This is a genomic window from Amylibacter sp. IMCC11727 (assembly GCF_029854195.1).
Lineage (GTDB): Bacteria > Pseudomonadota > Alphaproteobacteria > Rhodobacterales > Rhodobacteraceae > Amylibacter.
This window is the reverse complement of sequence record NZ_CP122960.1, coordinates 302858-322609: the sequence shown is the minus strand read 5'-3', so window position 1 is coordinate 322609 and position 19752 is coordinate 302858. Positions and strand designations below refer to the sequence as shown.

Sequence of the window (19752 nt, the reverse complement as noted above, 5' to 3'; positions counted from 1 at the left end):
TCCGCCAAGACTTCATTCAAATCAACCAAAGAAGGCCGCGAGCCATCTCGCCCACGGCCTTCTTTGTTTTCTAAATACTCAAATTACGCAGTCTTTGCGTCTGTTTCCTCGGCCAAAGGAGCAGGCAAATGCGCCAGCATTTCCTTTGGGCAAACCTGCACGAAATGGGCTTTCTCTTCGTCCCACAACCGCAGAATATCCGCTGCACGGGCAGACCCAGTTTCCGCCAGATGATCCCCGATCAGACCTTTCAACTGGTCCGCCCAATGTCCATCCACCACAGATGCCGTCACCAGCGTTTCTCGATTGATCATATCGTCAAATCGCCCCTCTGGATCATAGACATAGGCCATGCCACCGGTCATCCCCGCGCCAAAGTTCGCACCCACAGACCCAAGGATCACAGCCACACCACCGGTCATGTATTCACAGCCGTTTGTGCCGCAGCCCTCAATCACCACGGTTGCGCCGGAATTGCGCACCGCGAACCGCTCGCCTGCCCGCCCATTTGCGAACAATCGGCCAGCAGTCGCACCATACAGAACCGTATTCCCAATGATCGTATTGTCCGCTGCCACCAACGGTGACGCCAGCGGTGGGCGCACCACAATCGTTGCACCAGACAGGCCCTTACCAACATAGTCATTGGCATCACCAGACACTTCCAGCTTCAACCCAGGGGCTGCAAACGCACCAAGGGATTGCCCAGCGCTGCCTGTCAATTTCACCGTCAAATGATTGGCTTGCAGGGTGTTGTTCATCCCAAATCGCTGCACAATATGGCTCGATACACGCGTCCCGATGGTGCGATGCGTGTTCTGCACCGCATAGGACAGCTGCATCTTTTCCCCATCCTTAAAGAACGGTTCTGCATCCTTTACGATCTCTGCATCCAGCGTATCAGGAACCGCCTGACGGTCCCGTTTCCGATCATAAGAAATCGACTGCGCCCCATCGACCGAAATCAACAACGGGTTCAAGTCCAGATCATCCAAATGCGCCGACCCACGGGAAACCTGCGCCAGCATATCCGCACGCCCAATCACCTCGTCCAGTGACCGCATCCCAAGGGACGCCAACACTTCACGCACTTCTTGCGCATAGAAGGTGATCAGGTTCACAACCTTATCCGCCGTGCCTGTAAACTTCTTACGCAGGTCTTCGTCCTGCACACACACGCCCACAGGACAAGTATTGCTCTGACACTGGCGCACCATGATACAGCCCATCGCGATCAACGCTGCCGTGCCGATACCGTATTCCTCGGCCCCCAGCATCGCGGCAATCACAATGTCACGCCCTGTACGCAAGCCCCCATCGGTGCGCAATGTCACACGATCCCGCAGGTTGTTCATGGCCAGCACTTGGTGCGCTTCGCTCAGGCCCATCTCCCACGGCAGACCCGCGTATTTGATGGATGTGGCAGGGGACGCACCCGTGCCGCCATTGTGCCCCGAAATCAGAATAATATCCGCTTTCGCCTTGGCCACACCTGCCGCAATTGTGCCCACACCAGATGACGCAACCAGCTTAACCGTCACCTTACAACGTGGGTTAATCTGCTTCAGGTCATAGATCAGCTGCGCCAAATCCTCGATGGAATAAATGTCATGGTGCGGTGGCGGTGAAATCAGCGTCACACCTTTGGTGGAATGGCGCAACCGCGCGATCAGGTCCGTGACCTTGATCCCAGGCAACTGCCCACCTTCGCCTGGCTTCGCCCCTTGGGCCACCTTGATCTCCAACTCTTCACAGTGGTTCAGATACTCTGCAGTCACCCCAAACCGACCCGACGCCACCTGCTTAATCTTCGCAGATGGGTTATCGCCATTCGGTTCTGGCACGAAATGCGCGGGGTCTTCACCACCTTCGCCACTATCGGATTTTGCCCCGATACGGTTCATCGCCACGTTCAGCGTTTTATGCGCTTCGGGCGACAGCGCCCCCAGCGACATGCCAGGTGTCACAAACCGCTTTCGAATGGATGTGATGCTCTCAACTTCATCCACCGAAATCGGCTTCACATCAGATTTGAAATCCAGCAAATCGCGCAAATGAATGGGCGGGTTTGCCTGCATCTTGCGCGAATATTGTTTCCACAGATCAAAGCTCGCACGATCACAGGCCGCTTGCATCAAATGCATGGTCTGCGCTTCCCACGCGTGCTTCTCACCAGAACGCCGTTCCTTATAGAAACCGCCAATCGGCAACACGTCTTGCTGACCCAGCCAACCCTTGGCATGCACCTCGGTAATCTTGCGTTGAATACCCACCAGACCAATGCCCGAAATACGGCTGTGCATTCCTGGGAAAAACTCCGCGACCATGGCACGGGACAGGCCAACAGCCTCAAAATTCAGACCCCCGCGATAGGACGAAATCACAGAAATCCCCATCTTTGCCATGATCTTCAACAGGCCCTGATTGATCGCCTCACGGTAGCGCTCCATCGCCACATCAAGGCTGCAATCCAGCAGGCCACGATCAATGCGATCCGCCAAACTGTCCTGCGCCAAATAAGCGTTTACCGTGGTCGCACCACAGCCCACCAAGACGGCAAAATAATGCGGATCCATACACTCCGCCGTGCGCACGTTGATGGAACAGAACGTCCGCAAACCCGCCGCCGTAAGCCACGAATGAACCGCACTTGTTGCCAAAATCATCGGCACAGGAACCTTATCCGCATCCTGACGACGATCCGACAAAACCAGATGTCCTGCACCTGACCGAACCGCTTCTTCCGCTTCGGACCGAATACGGTGAATCGCATCACGCAACCCATTTGCCGCGCCGCGGTCAAACGTACAATCAATGGCCGTTACGTTGTCGCCGAAATGCGCCACCATCGCTTCGAACTTGGCATTCGCCACGAACGGGGAATCCAGCACCAAAATCTCGGTCTGTTCATTGCTTTCATCCAACACATTGCCCAAATTCCCGAACCGAGTCTTGAGCGACATCACACGGTATTCGCGCAAACTGTCGATTGGAGGGTTTGTCACCTGAGAGAAGTTTTGACGGAAGAAATGGCTCAGTGGACGATACTTATCCGACAAAACCGCACTTGGCGTATCATCCCCCATAGACGCGATGCTTTCTTTCGCATCTTCTGCCATTGGGTGCAAAATCACTTCCAAATCTTCAACGGTAAAGCCCGCCGCGATCTGCCGCTTGCGCAGCTCCGTGCCGTCATACAGCGCCTTTTCCTTAACGCTCGCAGTCACGTCTTCAAGGTTGGAAATCGACCCGACCCATTCCCCAAACGGACGCTCCGCTGCAAGGGAATCTTTCAACTCGGCATCGTGCCAAACTTGCCCCTCTTGCATATCAACACCGAGCATTTGCCCAGGGCCAAGCGCACCCTTTTCAACAACATTCGCTTCGTCCACTGGAACCATCCCAGTTTCGGACCCCGCAATCACCAAACCATCATTTGTAATCACATACCGCATCGGCCGCAGCCCGTTCCGATCGAGCCCCGCAACAACCCAACGCCCATCTGTCATTGCCAGCGCAGCAGGGCCGTCCCATGGCTCCATCACGCTGTTGCAATAGGCATACATGTCTTTCCATGCTTCTGGCATTTCATGGCTCAAGTTGGACCAGCTTTCTGGCACCAACATCGTCTTGGCCATCGGTGCATTACGCCCCGCACGCACCATAACCTCGAACACGGAATCGAGCGCAGCCGAGTCAGAAGAACCCCCAGCAATGATCGGTTTAATGTCTTCGGCATGTTCCCCAAAGTTCTTAGACGCCATCCGAATCTCATGGGATTTCATCCAGTTAGAATTGCCTTTTAACGTGTTGATCTCACCGTTGTGCGCCAACATGCGGAACGGCTGTGCCAACCACCACTGCGGGAAAGTATTGGTGGAATACCGCTGGTGATAAATCGCAAACGCGCTTTCAAACCGTTCATCCTGCAAATCAGGATAGAACACCGCCACCTGTTCAGCCAGCATCATCCCTTTGTAAATCACCGACCGACACGACAGCGAACACACATAGAAATCGTTCACCGCCGCCGCAGACACCGCCTTTTCGATCCGACGACGAATGACATACAACTCGCGCTCAAACTGCTCCTCATCCACACCCTTGGAGTTTGAGATCAAAATCTGCTCAATCTCAGGCCGCGTCGCGTTCGCCTTTTCCCCCAGACAAGACACATCCACCGGCACATGACGCCAGCCATAGATGTAGTATCCCATCTTCAGCACTTCGGTTTCCACAATTGTCCGACAGGTCTCCTGCGCACCAAAATCAGTGCGCGGTAAAAACACCTGACCAACAGCGATCAGTTCATCGGTATTCGGCTCATGCCCTGTGCGTTCAATCTGATCATAGAAGAACGGCACAGGGATCTGCACATGAATACCAGCGCCATCGCCGGTTTTCCCATCCGCATCCACGGCCCCACGGTGCCAAATCGCTTGCAACGCGGTGATGCCCGCCTCAACCACACGGCGGCTCGGTGATCCATCTACGGACACCACAAGACCAACACCACAAGATGAATGTTCATCGTCTTCACGGTACAATCCGTGTTCTGCCATCATCGCGCGTTTGGCTTTTTCTTCCGCTACCCACTTGGCGTCAAACTTGGTCATTGTGCTTCTCCTTTTAGGTAGTCTTTTAACTTGGCGAATTCTTCTGCTTCGGTGCTTTGTTTGGCTTCGGTCCACTTGGGCAACCAGTCTGGCCGACGATCGACGAAAATCTCTTCCGTCATGGTTAATCCCGACTGATCGTCCAGCAACCCAACCGCCAAAGACCGCGTTGGCTTGTCTTGCATTTTCCAACACAGCGTGGACCCGCAGGTGGTGCAAAAACACCGTTCGCCCCAATCGCTCGCGTGGTATCGGCCAACGGCACTGTCATCTTCGAAATCCACCATATCCACATGCACATTGAACAACGGCCCACCGCCCGTCCATCGCTGGCATTGAACACAGTGGCACGCCTGCAAACCTGTCGATGTCAGTTGGCAGGTAAACCGCACGGCCCCACATAAACATCCACCAGATCGCTGCAAATTGGTCATGCTATCGCCCATCATTCAAACACCGACGCAACGCCCGCGTTTTGTTCCTGCATATCTGTCACCTCACGGATCAGTCCTGCGAACAAAATGGCCGCTACAATGGAAAACGGGCTGGCCACCAACCCCACATATTCAGAGTTGATAAGATTCGAGATATTGTCGTTGCTGCTCAGTCGGAATTGCAAATTCCCAAGGATATTGGACGCAACCCAGCACCCCCACCACCACGACGCATTTGATGGCAATGGACTGTTCAAATCCGCACCACCCGCACGGGAATTCCAAATATGCTTCATTCCCTGAAACGGCTTCCACAGATTCATGAATGGAACAAAGTACCAACCCACACTCCACCCTGCGGTAATGCGCTCGTCACTGGGCATGATCTTTTCCGCATTACTGGCAGCACGATAAATCCAGAACGCACAGATCACCACGCAGATGAAATAGACGATCAGATACCCAAAGGCGATGACAGCCGTGATTGTATCAAACAGCCCCGACTCCACTCCCAGATATGCTGGTATTTGCCGCCCATCTTCCAGTGCCGTGTAATATTGCAAGGTCATAACAGACAACGCCATCAGCGCCACCTCTGCGATAGCAGTGATGTAAAGCGCGATGATCGCTCGTCGCGCTAATCCTCTGATGTCGTAGTCTAGTCCGTTCATTCCATTGTCATCCTTCTAGCGGCGCTGCGAACATCGCAAACACCTCGGCTTCGGTCATGGTGGAATGATCCCCCTTGAACGCATACGCATCTGGTTTTTTGTCGATGAAAATTTCGCCCGTCATCTTCATCCCGCGCGGATCGTCCAACGATCCAAACGCGATGTGGTACGTCCCCGAATGCGGCCCATCTGCCGTCACACGATAATACATCGTTGACCCGCAGGTTTTGCAAAAACACCGCTCTGCCCATTCGGATGATTTGTACGTTCCAATATTTTCAGTGCCCGAATACGTGATGTTCTCCGCAGGCACCTGCACTCCAAAATACACACCACCAGAATGGCGACGGCACATTTCACAGTGGCAAGCCCCTGTTTCCATCGGCAATTCGCGTGCTTCAAAGCGCACAGCCCCGCACAGGCATTTTCCAGTATGGGTCATTGGGTCACTCCTTTTCTATCTGATCCAAGGATCAAACTAAGGCGTGCTTGCTGCCATTTTTTGACAACAAGGAAATAACGGGGCAACGCAACCGACCCATTAACTTTAACCCTTTTGAAAACCTGCAAAAGTTTCTGGCTGGTTTGCGGGGTACTTTGCGGGCTGGTTTTGACAGCCTCAAAATTCGCGTTAACGTTTGAAAGGCGCAAAGCGTTAATCATCCGAACGCCCGCCTTTGTTGCGGTAATGCGGCACCATAAAACACACCGTCGCCACAAGGAAAAAGAACGATCCTGACAGACCCAACCAATCGCCAGCACGGATGCCAGCAACCACGTAAATCGCGGCACAGATGAAATAGCCCCACCAGCCAGCCGTGATAAACCCGCGCGATTCCATTATTCTGCTGCCATCGCAGAACGGGCATTCAGGTCTTCCAGAATGCTGTTTGCAGCATCACGGCCATCCGCAATGGCCCAAACCACAAGCGATGCACCGCGCACAATATCACCCGCTGCATATACACCATCCATGGCCGTGCGCTTGGTCACGTAATCCGCTTTCACCGTGCCCCAACGGGTCACTTCCAGCTCTGGGGTATCCCACAACATAGGAAGGTCTTCTGGTTCAAAGCCCAGCGCCTTGATCACCAAATCCGCTTCTTCAATGTAATCCGCACCTGGAATTTTCTCTGGCGCTTGACGACCCGTCACATCTGGCGCACCCAGCCGCATCTGCTGCACATGCACACCTGTCACGTCTTCATCCCCATGGAACCCAATGGGCGCAGACAACCATACAAACTCGACGCCTTCTTCTTCGGCATTCGCTGTTTCACGTTGTGATCCTGGCATGTTTGCGCGGTCACGGCGGTACAGACATTTCACGCTGGTAGCGCCCTGACGAATGGCCGACCGCACACAATCCATTGCCGTATCACCGCCCCCGATGACGACTACTTTCTTGCCCTCGGCCCACAACTCGCCGCTTTCGATTTCGGGCACTTTATCCCCAAAATTCTGACGGTTAGAGGCAGTGAGATAATCAATTGCACGCACAATGCCACCCAAACCCGCACCTGGTCCGCCCAGATCACGGGACTTGTAAACACCTGTGCCAATCAGCACCGCATCATGGGCAGCGCGCAAATCCGTGAACGAAATATCTTCACCCACATTGCAGTTCAACTTGAACGTCACACCGCCCTTTTCCAGTTGATCGTTGCGGCGTTCCACAACGTCTTTTTCTAATTTAAATCCAGGAATACCATAGGTCAGCAAACCGCCCGCGCGGTCATAGCGATCATAGATCGTAACTTGTACACCTGCACGGCGCAGCACGTCTGCCGCCGCCAAACCCGCTGGCCCAGCGCCAATAATACCAACGCTTTCGCTGCGCTCTGCATAGGGCACAATCGGCTTAACCCAGCCCTGCTCCCATGCGGTGTCAGTGATGTATTTCTCAACCGACCCGATGGTCACCGTGCCATGTCCAGATTGTTCAATCACACAATTGCCTTCGCACAGGCGATCCTGCGGGCAGATACGGCCACAGATTTCAGGGAATTGGTTGGTGGCCTGTGACACTTCATAGGCTTCTTGCAAACGTCCCTCAGCGGTCAGCTTCAACCAATCAGGGATATTGTTGTGCAACGGGCAATGGTCCTGACAAAACGGTACACCACACTGCGAACAACGGCTTGCTTGCTCGGCTGCTTTATCTTTGGCGTACTGTTGATAAATCTCATCGAAATCCGAAGTGCGTAGATTTGGAACACGTTTTTCAGGCATGTCCCGCTCAACGTTCACAAATTTCAACATCTTTTGCTCAGCCATTGCCTAGCTCCTGAAGTCACAGTAAATCGAGCCCGTTTCATAACCCCGATTTCAAAACCAGCAAAGCGCAAAAACGCATTTTAAGGAACCCATCCTTACCTAATTATTGAAAAAGTTAAAATTCGGGTAAATTTTGGCACCCATCGACAATTAATAGGTAAGTATATTTTACCTATTTGCGCGATAGGAAATTCCAACCGTGCGCCGTACTGTCCCAAAAAACGAATCAAAAGGCCGCTCATGCCCCTTCTTCACCTCCTGATTCTCGCTGCAATCCAAGGCATAACCGAGTTTTTGCCTGTCTCCAGTTCGGGCCACCTGATCCTTTTGCCCAGCCTCACAGGAATGGAAGATCAGGGCCAACTGCTCGATGTTTCGGTTCATCTTGGCACCCTTGGCGCGGTCATTCTTTATTTCTGGACAGACAGCAAACTGGCCTTTGCAGGGCTTTTTCACCTTGTCACAGGCCGTTTCAAAACCCCTGCCGCACGGCTCGCCACCCTCCTCATCATCGCCACTATTCCAGCGGTATTCTTTGGCCTGATCCTCAAACTCACGGGCCTATCCGATCAACTGCGCAATATCACCGTTATCGGTTGGACCATGCTCGTCTTTGGCATCATCCTCTACATCGCGGATCAGCGGGGCACGCACACCAAAGAACAATCCGATTGGAACACCGCTGACGCCATCAAACTCGGCCTTTGGCAAGCGCTCTCGCTCATTCCTGGCACTTCGCGTTCTGGCATTTCCATTACAGGCGCGCGGGCCATGGGCTACAGTCGCGCAGACGGTACTAAGATCGCGATGCTGATGTCGATCCCCGTTATTATCGCATCAGGCGTGTTGCTCGGAACAGAAGCCATTGCCACCGCCGATGCCGCAGGTCTGCGCGACGGTGCCATCGCCGCCGTCTTCGCCTTTATCGCAGCCCTCTTTGCGCTCAGCCTCATGATGCGCTTGTTGCGCAGCGTAAGCTTTACGCCATACGTGATTTACCGCGTAATTTTAGGGGTGATCCTGCTCGGCATCGCCTACAGTTAAAAATCGCTTGTTGTCGGCGCACCCTTAAGATTTTTGGCGCTTTCCGTCAGTTCAGCATATTGTCCGTAAGGGCGATACTGGTACAGGTACTGATCCACAACCGCATCCATACCCGTTGGGGAAATCCCCAAATCAGCAAAGGTTTTCGCACCCTCTGACACAACATTATCCTTACGCAGCTGCTTGACCTGGTCAGCTGTCAAAATCGTATTTGTGAAAATCCCAAACGACAAGAACTGCGCCAAACCCAGCGCCTTGCCCATCAACGTACCAACAAAAAACGGCAGGTTAATAACCAAACGGCGGCGACGAATGGCATGCAGCATCCGATGCATCAAATTGGCCAATGTATCCGCTTCTGGTCCGCCCAACTCATAGATACCACCAGCGGCCTGCCCCAGAATGCCCTGACATGCTGCTTGAGCAACATCATCTACATACACAGGCTGAAAACGACTGTTGCCACCAACCAATGGCAGAACGGGGCCCAGCTTCGTCATCTCGGCAAAGCGATTAAAGAACTGATCTTCGGTGCCGAAAATCACAGATGGACGCAAAATCATCGCTGATGGGAACGCAGCCAAAACCGCCTGCTCTCCTTCTGCTTTGGTGCGCGCTGAATCGCTATCGGATGACAGATCCGCGCCCAATGCAGAAATATGCACCAACTGGCCAACGCCTTCTTCTGCAGCAATTTTTGCCACACAGCCCGCACCAGCGTCATTCAGTGCTTCAAACGTCTGTTTGCCTGTTTCCTGAAGAACAGAAACACAGTTCACAACCGCATCCGCTCCTTGAATTGCTGAACGAACAGACTCCTCGTTCCGTATGTTCGCAAGGATCGGCTCCACTTGGCCAACCACACCATACGGGCGCACAAAAACCGCCTCATTCGGACGACGCACCGCAACGCGCACACGCCAACCCTCTTTCGTCATGCGCCGCGCAATATAGCGTCCGACGAATCCAGACCCACCAAAGATCGTGACAAGTTTAGGCGACTGAGACATTTAAGCTCTCCGTTTACAGGCGTTTGCCCTGAAATAATGCGATGTTGCGCCACTCACAAGCACTATTGCGCAAAACCAGTTCGAAACAACGTTGACAGCCCCGTATCCCCACTATAAATCGCCCCTGTTATCTGTGCCCAGATGGCGGAATTGGTAGACGCGCTAGCTTCAGGTGCTAGTGTCCGTATGGACGTGGAGGTTCGAGTCCTCTTCTGGGCACCATTTTCTCTTCTCATATATGCACATATCAGGTATAAAGTACTTGAAAAACAGTGACTTTTCCGAATTCATATGAACATGGCAGAACACTGATTTTCACTGTTACCCACACCATTGTGGGTATCGATACCCACATATTTCGACTGCTTTAAGTCAAATACCCTTTCGATACCCGCACTGATACCCGAGGTGCCCAATGGCGTTACGAGAAATGGAAGTCAGAAAAGCAAAACCAAAAGATCGTGCTTATCGTCTTACTGACGGCGGCGGTTTACATCTTTTGGTAAAACCAAACGGTTCAAAACTCTGGCAACAGCGATACCGATACGCAGATCGAGAAAAGACGCTGTCACATGGTGCTTATCCGGATGTGAGCATCGCTAATGCACGTCGGAAGTGTGCAGAGGCCAAGGATTTATTGGACCAAGCGATCGATCCAAGCACTCAGAAGAAACTGGATCGCATCCATACTGAACAAGCCATCCACACCACGTTTCAGTCTGTCGCAGAAGAGTATCTTGAAATGGCATACGAGCGCGAGCTGGCAGACGCCACCATGCGCAAGAAGCAATGGCACATTGAAACGCTGGCCGCACCGCTTCACAAACGTCCCATCGCAGACATTACACCAGCAGAAATTCTGAACCTCTTGAAACGGATAGAACGCTCAGGCCGTCGCGAGACAGCCAAGAAATTACGCGGTACATTGTCGGGCGTATTTCGACTTGCCGTTGTCACCATGCGCGCAACCCATGACCCTACGGCTGCGGTTAAAGGTTCGCTGCTACCTGTGAAGGTTACCAACCGAGCCGCCATCACCGACGAAAAGCAATTCGGTCAGTTTCTGCGTGATCTTGATGCATATACCGGCGCGGGCGTCATCAAGGACGCCATCCTTTTTCAAATTCTCACAATGACGCGGCCGGGCGAGACACGCGGTGCAAAACAGGATGAAATGGACCTAGAAGAACGCAAATGGTCTCTTTCCGCCGAGCGGATGAAAATGCGGCGCGACCATATCCTACCGCTCTCAAATCAAGCGTTAGCGCTGGTCCAGCAAAATTGGATTGAAGTCGATGGTGTCGATTTGATCTTTCCTTCGCTTAATTCGAATAGAAAGTGGTTGTCAGAAAACGCCTTTAACTCGGCGATCCGGCGCATGGGTTATACAAAAGAAGAAGTAACTGCTCATGGATTTCGCGCCACCGCCAGCACCATTCTCAACAACCGGGGCTTTGACGGAGAGGTCATTGAGGCCGCCTTAGCTCACCAAGACAAAAATGCCGTGCGACGTGCGTATAACCGTGCGACGTATTGGGACCAGCGAGTTGAGTTGATGCAGGCGTGGGCTGATTTGGTAGATGAATTCAAAAACTCTTAGTCGCTTGGGCGGATTGCAAATCCGTGTACACTGGTTCGAATCCAGTACTCGCCTCCAAATTAAATCAATCACTTAGCATTTAAATTCAAAAAAGAGACATGGTTTTAGTCTCTTTAATCGTATTGTTTTTGAATGTTCAGCTATGTCTAAGGCTCACCACATTTTCCGTGCCAATTCCATCTCTTCTCGTCCTACAGCATTGGCATAGATGGCGGTGGTTTTGATACTGGCGTGACCCATCCACTTTTGCAGCATATTCAGTTGAATACCTGAGCGCACTGCATTGATGCCGTAGCCGTGACGCAATCCCTTGGGGCAGGCCTGTGGGCCGTGAATGTCCGCCTCTCTCATCACCATCTTAATCCAACGGTAGGCGGTGACCCGATCAATCTCTCCACCCATTTCGTTGACCCAAAGACACTGGTTTGAAGTGTAACCGTGAGTTAAGTCACTGAGACTTTGGGCCAACGAGGTGGGAATAGGGATTTCACGGACGTGGTGCTGGTTGCGTTTCTTGAGCGAACGGACAGACAGAAGCTGTTCTTCCACTTGTAATGAATGGTTGGTTAATTCCCGTGCTTCACTGATACGGCAACCTGTGTAGAGTAAGGTCAGGCAGAACGCACGGATGTGGGCAGGTTGTGTGTCTGCTACAGACACAAATCGTTGACGTTCAGAAGCATTGACGTAGAGCCGCTGGTTCTTTCGGTCATACAGCCGCATGTGAGAAGTTTTTGATGTGTCATTGATCGTGTTCATCACCTCCTCAATTACAGGGTGTTCAAGGGTTACAAGTGCATGTGGAGTCTTTATGCAACAGTATTACCAATACTGTTGCACCGCTTGTAATCTTGTGTATTTACAATGATTTAACGGTGTTCACCTGTAGTCTAAACATGAACATCTGTGCGATCAACACGCATAAGCCTTTGAATATCAACATTGTACAATATTGGTAATACTGTTGCATGCTCGGACTGTGGAAAAGACAGTGAACTAGCGGTTTCATCCTTGCTCAAAATCGAGCGTTTAACATGGAGAAATCGAATGAAACTACCCCTTATCCTTGTCGCTGGGCTGGCACTTTCAGCCTGTACCGTTGGCAACATCCACAACAACAAGAAGCTCGACGGGATCAATTCAGTTCAACAAGCCCGACAGGCGGTTCGCCCAGGTATGAGCATGCAAGCGGTGGCTGACCTATGGGGCAAACCAAGCTTCAAGAACGTCCAGAACAACACAACGCTTTGGTCATATGTGAACCGTAATACCGTTCTCAAAGGCAACAATCTACTGGGCGCGGCAATCACTGGGGCTGCTCCTGCTAACACCAAAACTGTCACCGTTTGGTTCAATGCTTCTGGTCGAGTCAACAAGGTTGACTACACCGAACAGTCATTTTGAGGAGGACTGATCATGACTATTCCATTCCAGTTCAAAATGCCCAAGTTTGAGGCAGAAGAAATCCCTTTTGATGCTCAACCACCGTGGTATCAAGAGCCAACCACGATCCTGTTGGGTATATTGGTTGTTACCGCCATTGTTGGTGTGGCTCTCTACCACAAGAACAGCGGAGAGAAATGATGGGACATTTGAAAATCATCCGAATAGCGCTCACCTCAGGCCTCTTTTGCTGTCTGTTGCATGCACCAGCCCATGCCGAAGCATTCCGTTACAACAACCTCAAACAGGGGGATACCTTTTGTTACAAGACAACAGGATCAGGTTCTAAAGGGTCACGGTGGTGTATGACCTACAAAGGTCCGCGTCACTTGGAATATACCTCCCAACAGGGCACCAGACAGCTCATCAAAGGAAAGAACAGTCACACCATCTCCTATGGTGAGAAAGACCTCACCACCATCAAGGGTGGCAAAGTCTGGCCTTTGAAAGTCGGTGCTACGTGGACCCACACATGGCGAAGCGTCTCTTCACGAGAACGGTCTACCACCACTGACAAGTGCAAGGTGAAGAAACAGGTAAAGCTGAACACTGCCGCAGGGATATTCCAAACGCATATGGTGACCTGCACCAGCCAATGGCATGCGAGAACCAAGCCATACCGACAAATCATCTGGTATGATGTTGAAACCAATATGATGGTTCAGAAGCGTCAACGTTGGGATGGTGGTGGTAACAAGACGCTTTTGGTTTCCGTGAAACGGTAAGTGAAGTGTGCAGGTTAAGCACCATGATCTGCGCACTGCTCACCAAAAGTCTGGCGAACATCGAGCGTTTCAAGGTGTACAGGGAAATGCTCTGAGGACCATTCGATGGTGTTCGCGGAAATACTACTAATTTTGCCCCTCGTTCTATGTTTGTTTACGAGAACTCGGGAAAATCAGCTCAACATTCCAAGACCTCTGCTGTGCTAGGGAAATTACCGGCGCAGCGAACGGCCCTTTGCTGCCGTTCACCACCACCTCACAATGCTGCAGTGCGGCCCGTCATTGCAGACTTTCGCTAAGACCGCAAAATCAGTTGATTGGTGATTTAGCACAGTGGGGGACGAAGCTGCCGTTCGACCGACTATTTGCAAGGTCTTCTTCGGGCAATCCTAACGCGCGAAGACACCGATTGGCTCGCCTAGCATCTCAATTCGAGGACGCGTTCCCAATCCCGGTAGATCCGGGGCCTTCATGAAGCGGTCTCCTGCAATCACAGGATTGTCGACCTTGTTCAGCTTCATGCCCATAGGCGGGAAGGTCGAAAGCATCACCCGCGACGGCGTCGAATGGGCCATATGCGCGATGGCGGAGCAGGCAAGTTCGCTCCATGAACTGTCCTGAATCTCCATTGGCACATTCAGCGTCGCGCAGACATCCCTAATCATGCGCATTTTAGAAAGCCCTCCAACTTTGGAGAGTTTGAGGTTCAGCCCGTCCAGAATGCCATCGGCATGGGCGCGCAGCACGACATTCAGGTCCGTGGCGCTTTCATCCAGAATGAGAGGTTTGCCGGTCGTCCGGCGCAAGGTCCGGCAATCCTCATAGCTGGCACAAGGCTGCTCGAAGGACACGTCGATCGGACCCATTTGGTCAATGATGCGCAGCGCTTCCTGAACCTGCCAGCCTGCGTTGGCGTCATACTTCAGCGATTCACCGGGTTCGAACAATGCGCCCAGGTGGCGCAGATAGGCTACGTCGGTCGCCACATCTCCGGTCGATTTGGAGGAGAAGCGTTTGAAACCCTTGGCGCGCAAATCAGAAATCTTGGTGTCTAGCGCCGGCCCTAAATCAGGAGGAAGGGAGCCATAGATGTGCAGGTCCGGCGTCAGCATGCCGCCCAACAACATATAAACGGGCTGCCCGGTTGCCTGCCCCAGAATATCCCAGCATGCTACATCGATAGCGGACTTTACGAAGGGTTGGCCTTTCATCTCAAGGTCCATCACCTCGTTGATCTGGCCGATCATGCGCGGATCGAGCCCAATGAGTTTGGGGGCGAGTTCCTCGATCCCCGCCCGGGCGCCCCGCGCCCATGCAGCGACAAAGTTCGCCCCCCAAGGCACACTGTCGCCCCAGCCTTCGATCCCGTCGTCGGTTTCAATACGAACTATAGTTTCGTCAAACACGTCCATTACGCGCCCACCGGAAATCTTGAACGGCTCGATTTGTCCGTTGTCATATAAAGTGGGACATCAGAGCGGCTTGAGCATTGGAGGCTCTGGCTCGTTAGTGTGATTGATTATGCTGCTTGTTTCTGATGTTGCAAGCGACGTTGTTTGATTGTCTGTTTCTTGATCCTCTTCCTTTCTCTCAGAATGGCTTTGTCGCGGCCGAAGTAGACATCGGCGGGTGTGACGTTGTTCAGGCTCTCGTGGTATCGTCGGTTATTGTAATAGTCGACGAAGGCCTCGATCTGGCGCTCGAGATCGCCGGGCAGATAGTAGTTTTCTAACAGCACTCGGTTCTTCATCGTTTGATGCCATCGTTCGATTTTGCCTTGGGTCTGTGGATGGAACGGAGCACCACGGACATGATCCATATTTTGCCCTTCCAGCCATTCGGCCAGGTCGCCAGATATGTAACACGATCCGTTATCGCTGAGCAGGCGTGGTTTGTGCCGAACAACCGCTTGGTCACAGCCTGATGCTGTCAGAGCGCGCTCAATCGTCTCGGTCACATCACTGGCCCGCATGGTTGTACACAGTTTCCATGAGATGATGTAGCGGCTGTAATCATCCAAGATCGTAGACAGATAATACCACCCCCAACCAATGATTTTGAAGTAGGTGAAGTCTGTCTGCCACATCTGATTGATGGCGGTGGTTTTATCCGTGAACTCGTTGGCTGCTTTGATCACCACGTAGTCTGGTGCTGTGATCAGGTCGGCTTCCTTGAGAATGCGATAAGCTGATGATTCTGAGACAAAATACCGCTTTTCATCGGTGTATTTGACTGCCAGCTCGCGCGTGCTCAGCGCCTCGTGTTCCAGCGCAAACGCGATCAGGTCGTCACGACGATCATCGGGGATGCGGTTCCAAACGGATTTAGGGCATGGCGATTTGTCAGCCAGCCGGTCAAACCCGCCTTCGAGATATAAATCATACCAGCGATAGAATGTGGTGCGTGGAATGCCCAGCATGTCGAGGGTCTGCTTGGTTGGCAGATGTGATCCCTCGACGGTGCGGATGACCTCCAGCTTCTCAGACGCAGGGTATCTCATTCCTCGAACTCCCCAGCCCCTGTCATGCTTTTTTTGAGAAGCCGGTTCTCAAGCGTCAGATCGGCCACGCATTCCTTCAAGGCCATAGCTTCTGAGCGTAGTTCTTTCACTTCAGGGGATGTGGCCTGACGCGCCGTATCGCCAGATAGACGGCGTTTGCCTGCTTCAAGGAATTCTTTCGACCAGCTGTAATACAGGCTCTCCGCGATGCCCTCCCGACGGCACAACGCTGAGATGCTTTCTTCTCCACGCATCCCTGCCAGCACAATGCGGATCTTCTCCTCCGCCGAATAGGTTTGACGTGTCTTGCGGCGGATGTTCTTTACCAATTTATCTGCAGACGCTTTGCTGCTTCCGGATTTCTTGTTCATCTTCACTCCATGAAGGTTACGATGAACCAGAAATCCTCCGTTGTTCAATTCCTCAAATCTGTCCCAAAGGCCCTGACGTCAGACAAAGCCAGTCCAAAACTTCACTCTCAACCCATCCCACTCTGTTGGGGCCAAGCTGTACCCTCTTGGGGAATAAGCCTGCCTTTTCCAGTCTGGCAACGTGCTGGGGTGAATATAGCACCAGTTCTTTCAACGCCTTTTTCGATAGTATCCTCATCGCATTACTCCTTAGTGTTAAGGAGCATTGCAATGCCCACAGGTTCAGGTTGCCCTTGGCCGCAGGAAGGACATTGCTATCATGGGTTGTGCGAAAATCCTACAGGAAGATTGAACTCTTTGAGAAAATCACGCGCCAAACCGCGAGGCACTTCCTTGTCGTTGTCATTTTCAATTTGCATGACTTTATCGCCGGGCGCGTAAGTCCAGCCAAAGCGGTCAGCTTTTTTGTCGCCTGCTGGATTGAGCGCCGCCTGAAGTTCAACGTCCTGAAGTTCAACGTAGAGTGATCGCGCACCCACACCTCCCCTATTCATTGGGCAAAGAACCTGAATATCCTGTATTGGGTCAAAGCCAAATCGCTTCGGAATCCGTTTTTGGACCAATTCCCTGAGCGCCTTATTCGACAGTATTTTCATCACGATATCTCCTTATTGAAGGAGCATCCCGTTGCCCCGGTTGCGGTTAGACCTTGGTCGAGGTTCCTCGACTATAAGGTGAGATTGTAGGATTAGCGAGTTTATACAAAGCTCTGCGATATGGCGCCAAATCCAGTATTCGGTTCCCTCTAAGAGCCTCGAACCTTTCAATAATTTTACTTTTGTGGGTATGGAAGCGGGTATCGACAACAACAAAGTCTTAACTATCTTTTAAAATCAAGCTATTAAATGGACTATACGGGTCCTCTTCTGGCACCATAAATCCCAAACATCGCTGTTCTTAGCGGCATGACCGCCTTGATTGAATGCGGCTGTGCGACGCCGCGAAGTCTTGGGGGAGTTGATTCTCTATCCATAGACAGGTATCGCTGACGCGTCCCTTCACCCCACAGCACGATTGTAACCAAAGTTGAAATACGCTGCACAATACGCATTGATCCGCACGACGCTTTGGCTAGCAAAGTTGGTTCCTTTCAGGGTGAGAGGAAGCATTATGGCCGCTGTCGGGGGCACACTCGTGCGCTATGTACCATCCTTTCGAAAACGCGCCGAAGCGGGTTTAACCAAAGTATTTCCCAACATGCCAACAAGCGAACGGCTGGCATTGGTGCGCGCTGTTGGACGTAACATTGCGCGCACGATGACGGAGCTTTTGTTTAATGCTGAATTTTCCAAAGTGGCAGAGCAACTCCCCGTCCACGGGCCAGGACTTGCTGTTGTAAAAGCGGCGCAGGCGGATGGCCGTGGTGCGTTGATCGTTTCAGGCCATTACGGCCAGTGGGAAGCCATTCGCCATGCGTTTCGCACGCAAGGCATCGAGGTAGGGGCTGTTTATCGACCGAACAACAACCCTTACTACGAACCACTGTTTGTGAAAAACGTTGAAATTGGCGGCAAACCATTGGCCCCAAAAGGAACCGCTGGAACCAAGGTTATGGTGCGTCATCTGCGCAAAGGCGGTGTTATGGCGATTTTGACAGATCAGAAATACGGTCAGGGGCCAACGCTTGATTTTCTAGGCCACCCAGCCAGCACAACAACCGCCCCTGCTGAACTTGCACTGAAATATGATTTACCGTTGATTCCCGCTTACGGGATTCGCACCAAAGACGGACTGCGGATCGAAACCGAAGCCCCGATTCCATCAAGCGATGCAAACACCATGATGCAAGCCGTGAATGACAGCCTTGCGGCCCGCGTTCTTGCCGACCCGACACAGTGGCATTGGCTGCATCAACGTTGGGAACTGAACAAATCTGACTAGGCTTTGTAGCCACTGTCATCACGTGTGAATTTTTGCAAAGCACAGCCAAACAAAATACACGTAGGGATCAAAGCGAGCGCCAAGGTCGAATACCCGAAAGCCCCCATCGCAATTGCTGTACACACCAAGATCGCAAGCAGGCGTAGATCGGATGGAAGCCGCCTGATCAGAACGGCCAGAACACAAAATCCCACACACAAACCGATACCCAGAATCGCAAGAATTGTCGGAGACGTTCCAAGCTTGAGGAAAATTGCGCCAAAACCGTGCTGCAACATGCCAATCGCACCCGCAAACCCACCCCCAAAATAGGTGATGTTTTTGGTCAATGCGCCCAATAAATCATAGTTGAATAAAAGAATCGCGAAGATAACCGGCAAACAGGCCTCTGCTTTGTTCACGCGGCTGGGCGCCTTGATGATTGCGAAAAAGGTTATCACCAGGAGAGCGGCAAATGTTGCATAAAGCGTCCCACTGGTTACGGCGCAAAGCCACAGCGCCACAACTGTTCCGATAGTCTTGGCAAAGGTCGACATCGGTGGACCGAGATGCACCGCTAACATCAGGGCCGAACCCCCAAAAGCAAGGATCAGTCGCCCATCCATTGCTAGAAAAATCCCCATCAATGGCAGTAACGCAAGCAAACCAATCCAACGAACACTGCTGTCTTGCCTACGATGAGACAAAACTCGTGCGGCGGACCAAACTGTCAGTGCGGCCATGATCGGAATACAAACGCTATAAAGGGAATTGACCGAAATCTGTGTAAGATCGCTGAGCCAGAACAGCGGCACCGTCAAAAAATATCGCAGCCGATGGGCAGGGTGCTGCAACTCTTTGGCATCCTGCAATTTTTTGGGTAGATCATCAAAAGGTGCGTGCCAGTTTGAAACGGTCCAACCCAGTTCGTTTAGAAATGTGACTTGGCTCCAAAGAACGGCATTTACAAAGCCGCGAGACAGGCATAAAACACCGCAACGCAAATCGCCAATCGGCCAGCAGACATATGGGACAAATGACGCAGAAACATGGCGGGTATCGATACGGAGAGTTTCGCGCACTGTCCAGTTGTTTAGAATGGCTGGTATCCTTGCAGCCCCAAAAGAATTAACTTAGAGGA

19 protein-coding genes and 2 tRNA genes are annotated in these 19752 nt (G+C 52.2%); 8 read left to right on the top strand and 13 right to left on the bottom strand.

Features of this window, described 5'->3' with window-relative positions; all coding sequences use genetic code 11:
* Positions 1-83: 83 nt before the first annotated feature.
* From gltB to QBD29_RS01660, 6 genes are all read right to left on the bottom strand, one after another.
* Positions 84-4616 (bottom strand): glutamate synthase large subunit, encoded by a 4533-nt coding sequence (gene gltB / locus QBD29_RS01685; protein ID WP_280099606.1) that lies wholly within the window; start codon positions 4614-4616, stop codon positions 84-86.
* On the bottom strand, positions 4613-5050 hold the full coding sequence (locus QBD29_RS01680) for a GFA family protein (RefSeq protein ID WP_280099605.1): 438 nt from the start codon (positions 5048-5050) through the stop codon (positions 4613-4615). Before QBD29_RS01680 ends, gltB begins: the two co-directional genes overlap by 4 nt.
* An 11-nt stretch (positions 5051-5061) precedes the next feature.
* Positions 5062-5721: a DUF4328 domain-containing protein gene (locus tag QBD29_RS01675; RefSeq protein ID WP_280099604.1), complete on the bottom strand. Its 660-nt coding sequence runs from the start codon at positions 5719-5721 to the stop codon at positions 5062-5064.
* A 7-nt stretch (positions 5722-5728) separates the two neighbouring features.
* Positions 5729-6163 (bottom strand): GFA family protein, encoded by a 435-nt coding sequence (locus QBD29_RS01670; protein WP_280099603.1) that lies wholly within the window; start codon positions 6161-6163, stop codon positions 5729-5731.
* Between the two features lie 213 nt (positions 6164-6376).
* Positions 6377-6562, bottom strand: a complete 186-nt coding sequence (locus QBD29_RS01665; protein WP_280099602.1) for a hypothetical protein — start codon at positions 6560-6562, stop codon at positions 6377-6379.
* Positions 6562-7998 (bottom strand): NAD(P)-dependent oxidoreductase, encoded by a 1437-nt coding sequence (locus tag QBD29_RS01660; RefSeq protein WP_280099601.1) that lies wholly within the window; start codon positions 7996-7998, stop codon positions 6562-6564. Before QBD29_RS01660 ends, QBD29_RS01665 begins: the two co-directional genes overlap by 1 nt.
* 240 nt (positions 7999-8238) lie before the next feature.
* Here QBD29_RS01660 and QBD29_RS01655 point away from each other — a divergent pair, with 240 nt between their 5' ends.
* A complete protein-coding gene (locus tag QBD29_RS01655) occupies positions 8239-9042 on the top strand; it encodes an undecaprenyl-diphosphate phosphatase (protein WP_280099600.1) in 804 nt (267 codons plus the stop codon).
* Here QBD29_RS01655 and QBD29_RS01650 read toward each other — a convergent pair.
* A complete protein-coding gene (locus QBD29_RS01650; RefSeq protein ID WP_280099599.1) occupies positions 9039-10052 on the bottom strand; it encodes a complex I NDUFA9 subunit family protein in 1014 nt (337 codons plus the stop codon). The two genes, QBD29_RS01655 and QBD29_RS01650, sit on opposite strands and share 4 nt — an antisense overlap.
* Before the next feature lie 135 nt (positions 10053-10187).
* On the opposite strand from QBD29_RS01650, the gene QBD29_RS01645 reads away from it, so the two are divergent.
* The 3 genes from QBD29_RS01645 (at position 10188) to QBD29_RS01635 (ending at position 11709) form a co-directional block, all read left to right on the top strand.
* Positions 10188-10274: transfer RNA gene (locus tag QBD29_RS01645), tRNA-Leu, on the top strand.
* Between the two features lie 208 nt (positions 10275-10482).
* Positions 10483-11652, top strand: a complete 1170-nt coding sequence (locus tag QBD29_RS01640) for an integrase arm-type DNA-binding domain-containing protein (protein ID WP_280099598.1) — start codon at positions 10483-10485, stop codon at positions 11650-11652.
* Positions 11619-11709: transfer RNA gene (locus QBD29_RS01635), tRNA-Ser, on the top strand. Before QBD29_RS01640 ends, QBD29_RS01635 begins: the two co-directional genes overlap by 34 nt.
* A gap of 96 nt (positions 11710-11805) precedes the next feature.
* Here the strand turns inward: QBD29_RS01635 and QBD29_RS01630 are convergent.
* On the bottom strand, positions 11806-12411 hold the full coding sequence (locus tag QBD29_RS01630; RefSeq protein WP_280099597.1) for a tyrosine-type recombinase/integrase: 606 nt from the start codon (positions 12409-12411) through the stop codon (positions 11806-11808).
* Between the two features lie 288 nt (positions 12412-12699).
* Between QBD29_RS01630 and bamE the strand changes: the two genes are divergently transcribed.
* From bamE to QBD29_RS01615, 3 genes are all read left to right on the top strand, one after another.
* Complete coding sequence (gene bamE / locus QBD29_RS01625; protein ID WP_280099596.1) at positions 12700-13056, top strand: outer membrane protein assembly factor BamE; 357 nt, start codon at positions 12700-12702, stop codon at positions 13054-13056.
* A gap of 12 nt (positions 13057-13068) precedes the next feature.
* Positions 13069-13236 carry a hypothetical protein gene (locus tag QBD29_RS01620; RefSeq protein ID WP_280099595.1) on the top strand — a complete coding sequence of 56 codons (168 nt, stop codon included), beginning with the start codon at positions 13069-13071 and terminating at the stop codon, positions 13234-13236.
* A 164-nt stretch (positions 13237-13400) separates the two neighbouring features.
* Positions 13401-13820, top strand: a complete 420-nt coding sequence (locus tag QBD29_RS01615) for a hypothetical protein (protein ID WP_280099594.1) — start codon at positions 13401-13403, stop codon at positions 13818-13820.
* Positions 13821-14209: 389 nt separating this feature from the next.
* Here the strand turns inward: QBD29_RS01615 and QBD29_RS01610 are convergent, their stop codons facing one another.
* From QBD29_RS01610 to QBD29_RS01595, 4 genes are all read right to left on the bottom strand, one after another.
* On the bottom strand, positions 14210-15265 hold the full coding sequence (locus QBD29_RS01610; protein WP_280101012.1) for a mandelate racemase/muconate lactonizing enzyme family protein: 1056 nt from the start codon (positions 15263-15265) through the stop codon (positions 14210-14212).
* Between the two features lie 74 nt (positions 15266-15339).
* Positions 15340-16691 (bottom strand): IS3 family transposase gene (locus tag QBD29_RS01605; RefSeq protein ID WP_280098781.1). Its coding sequence is split into 2 segments (ribosomal slippage): positions 15340-16355 and positions 16355-16691, totalling 1353 coding nucleotides; the frame shifts between segments, so codons are not numbered across the junction.
* A gap of 52 nt (positions 16692-16743) precedes the next feature.
* Positions 16744-16929 (bottom strand): AlpA family phage regulatory protein, encoded by a 186-nt coding sequence (locus QBD29_RS01600; RefSeq protein WP_280099593.1) that lies wholly within the window; start codon positions 16927-16929, stop codon positions 16744-16746.
* 79 nt (positions 16930-17008) lie between these two features.
* Positions 17009-17347 (bottom strand): hypothetical protein, encoded by a 339-nt coding sequence (locus QBD29_RS01595; RefSeq protein ID WP_280099592.1) that lies wholly within the window; start codon positions 17345-17347, stop codon positions 17009-17011.
* Positions 17348-17777: 430 nt separating this feature from the next.
* Here QBD29_RS01595 and QBD29_RS01590 point away from each other — a divergent pair, with 430 nt between their 5' ends.
* Positions 17778-18632, top strand: coding sequence for a lysophospholipid acyltransferase family protein (locus QBD29_RS01590; RefSeq protein WP_347936126.1), 855 nt, complete (start codon positions 17778-17780; stop codon positions 18630-18632).
* On the opposite strand, the gene QBD29_RS01585 is transcribed toward QBD29_RS01590, so the two are convergent.
* The gene (locus QBD29_RS01585; protein ID WP_280099591.1) at positions 18629-19693 is read right to left on the bottom strand and encodes a hypothetical protein; all 1065 of its coding nucleotides are present in this window, start codon (positions 19691-19693) and stop codon (positions 18629-18631) included. The two genes, QBD29_RS01590 and QBD29_RS01585, sit on opposite strands and share 4 nt — an antisense overlap.
* Between the last annotated feature and the right edge of the window lie 59 nt (positions 19694-19752).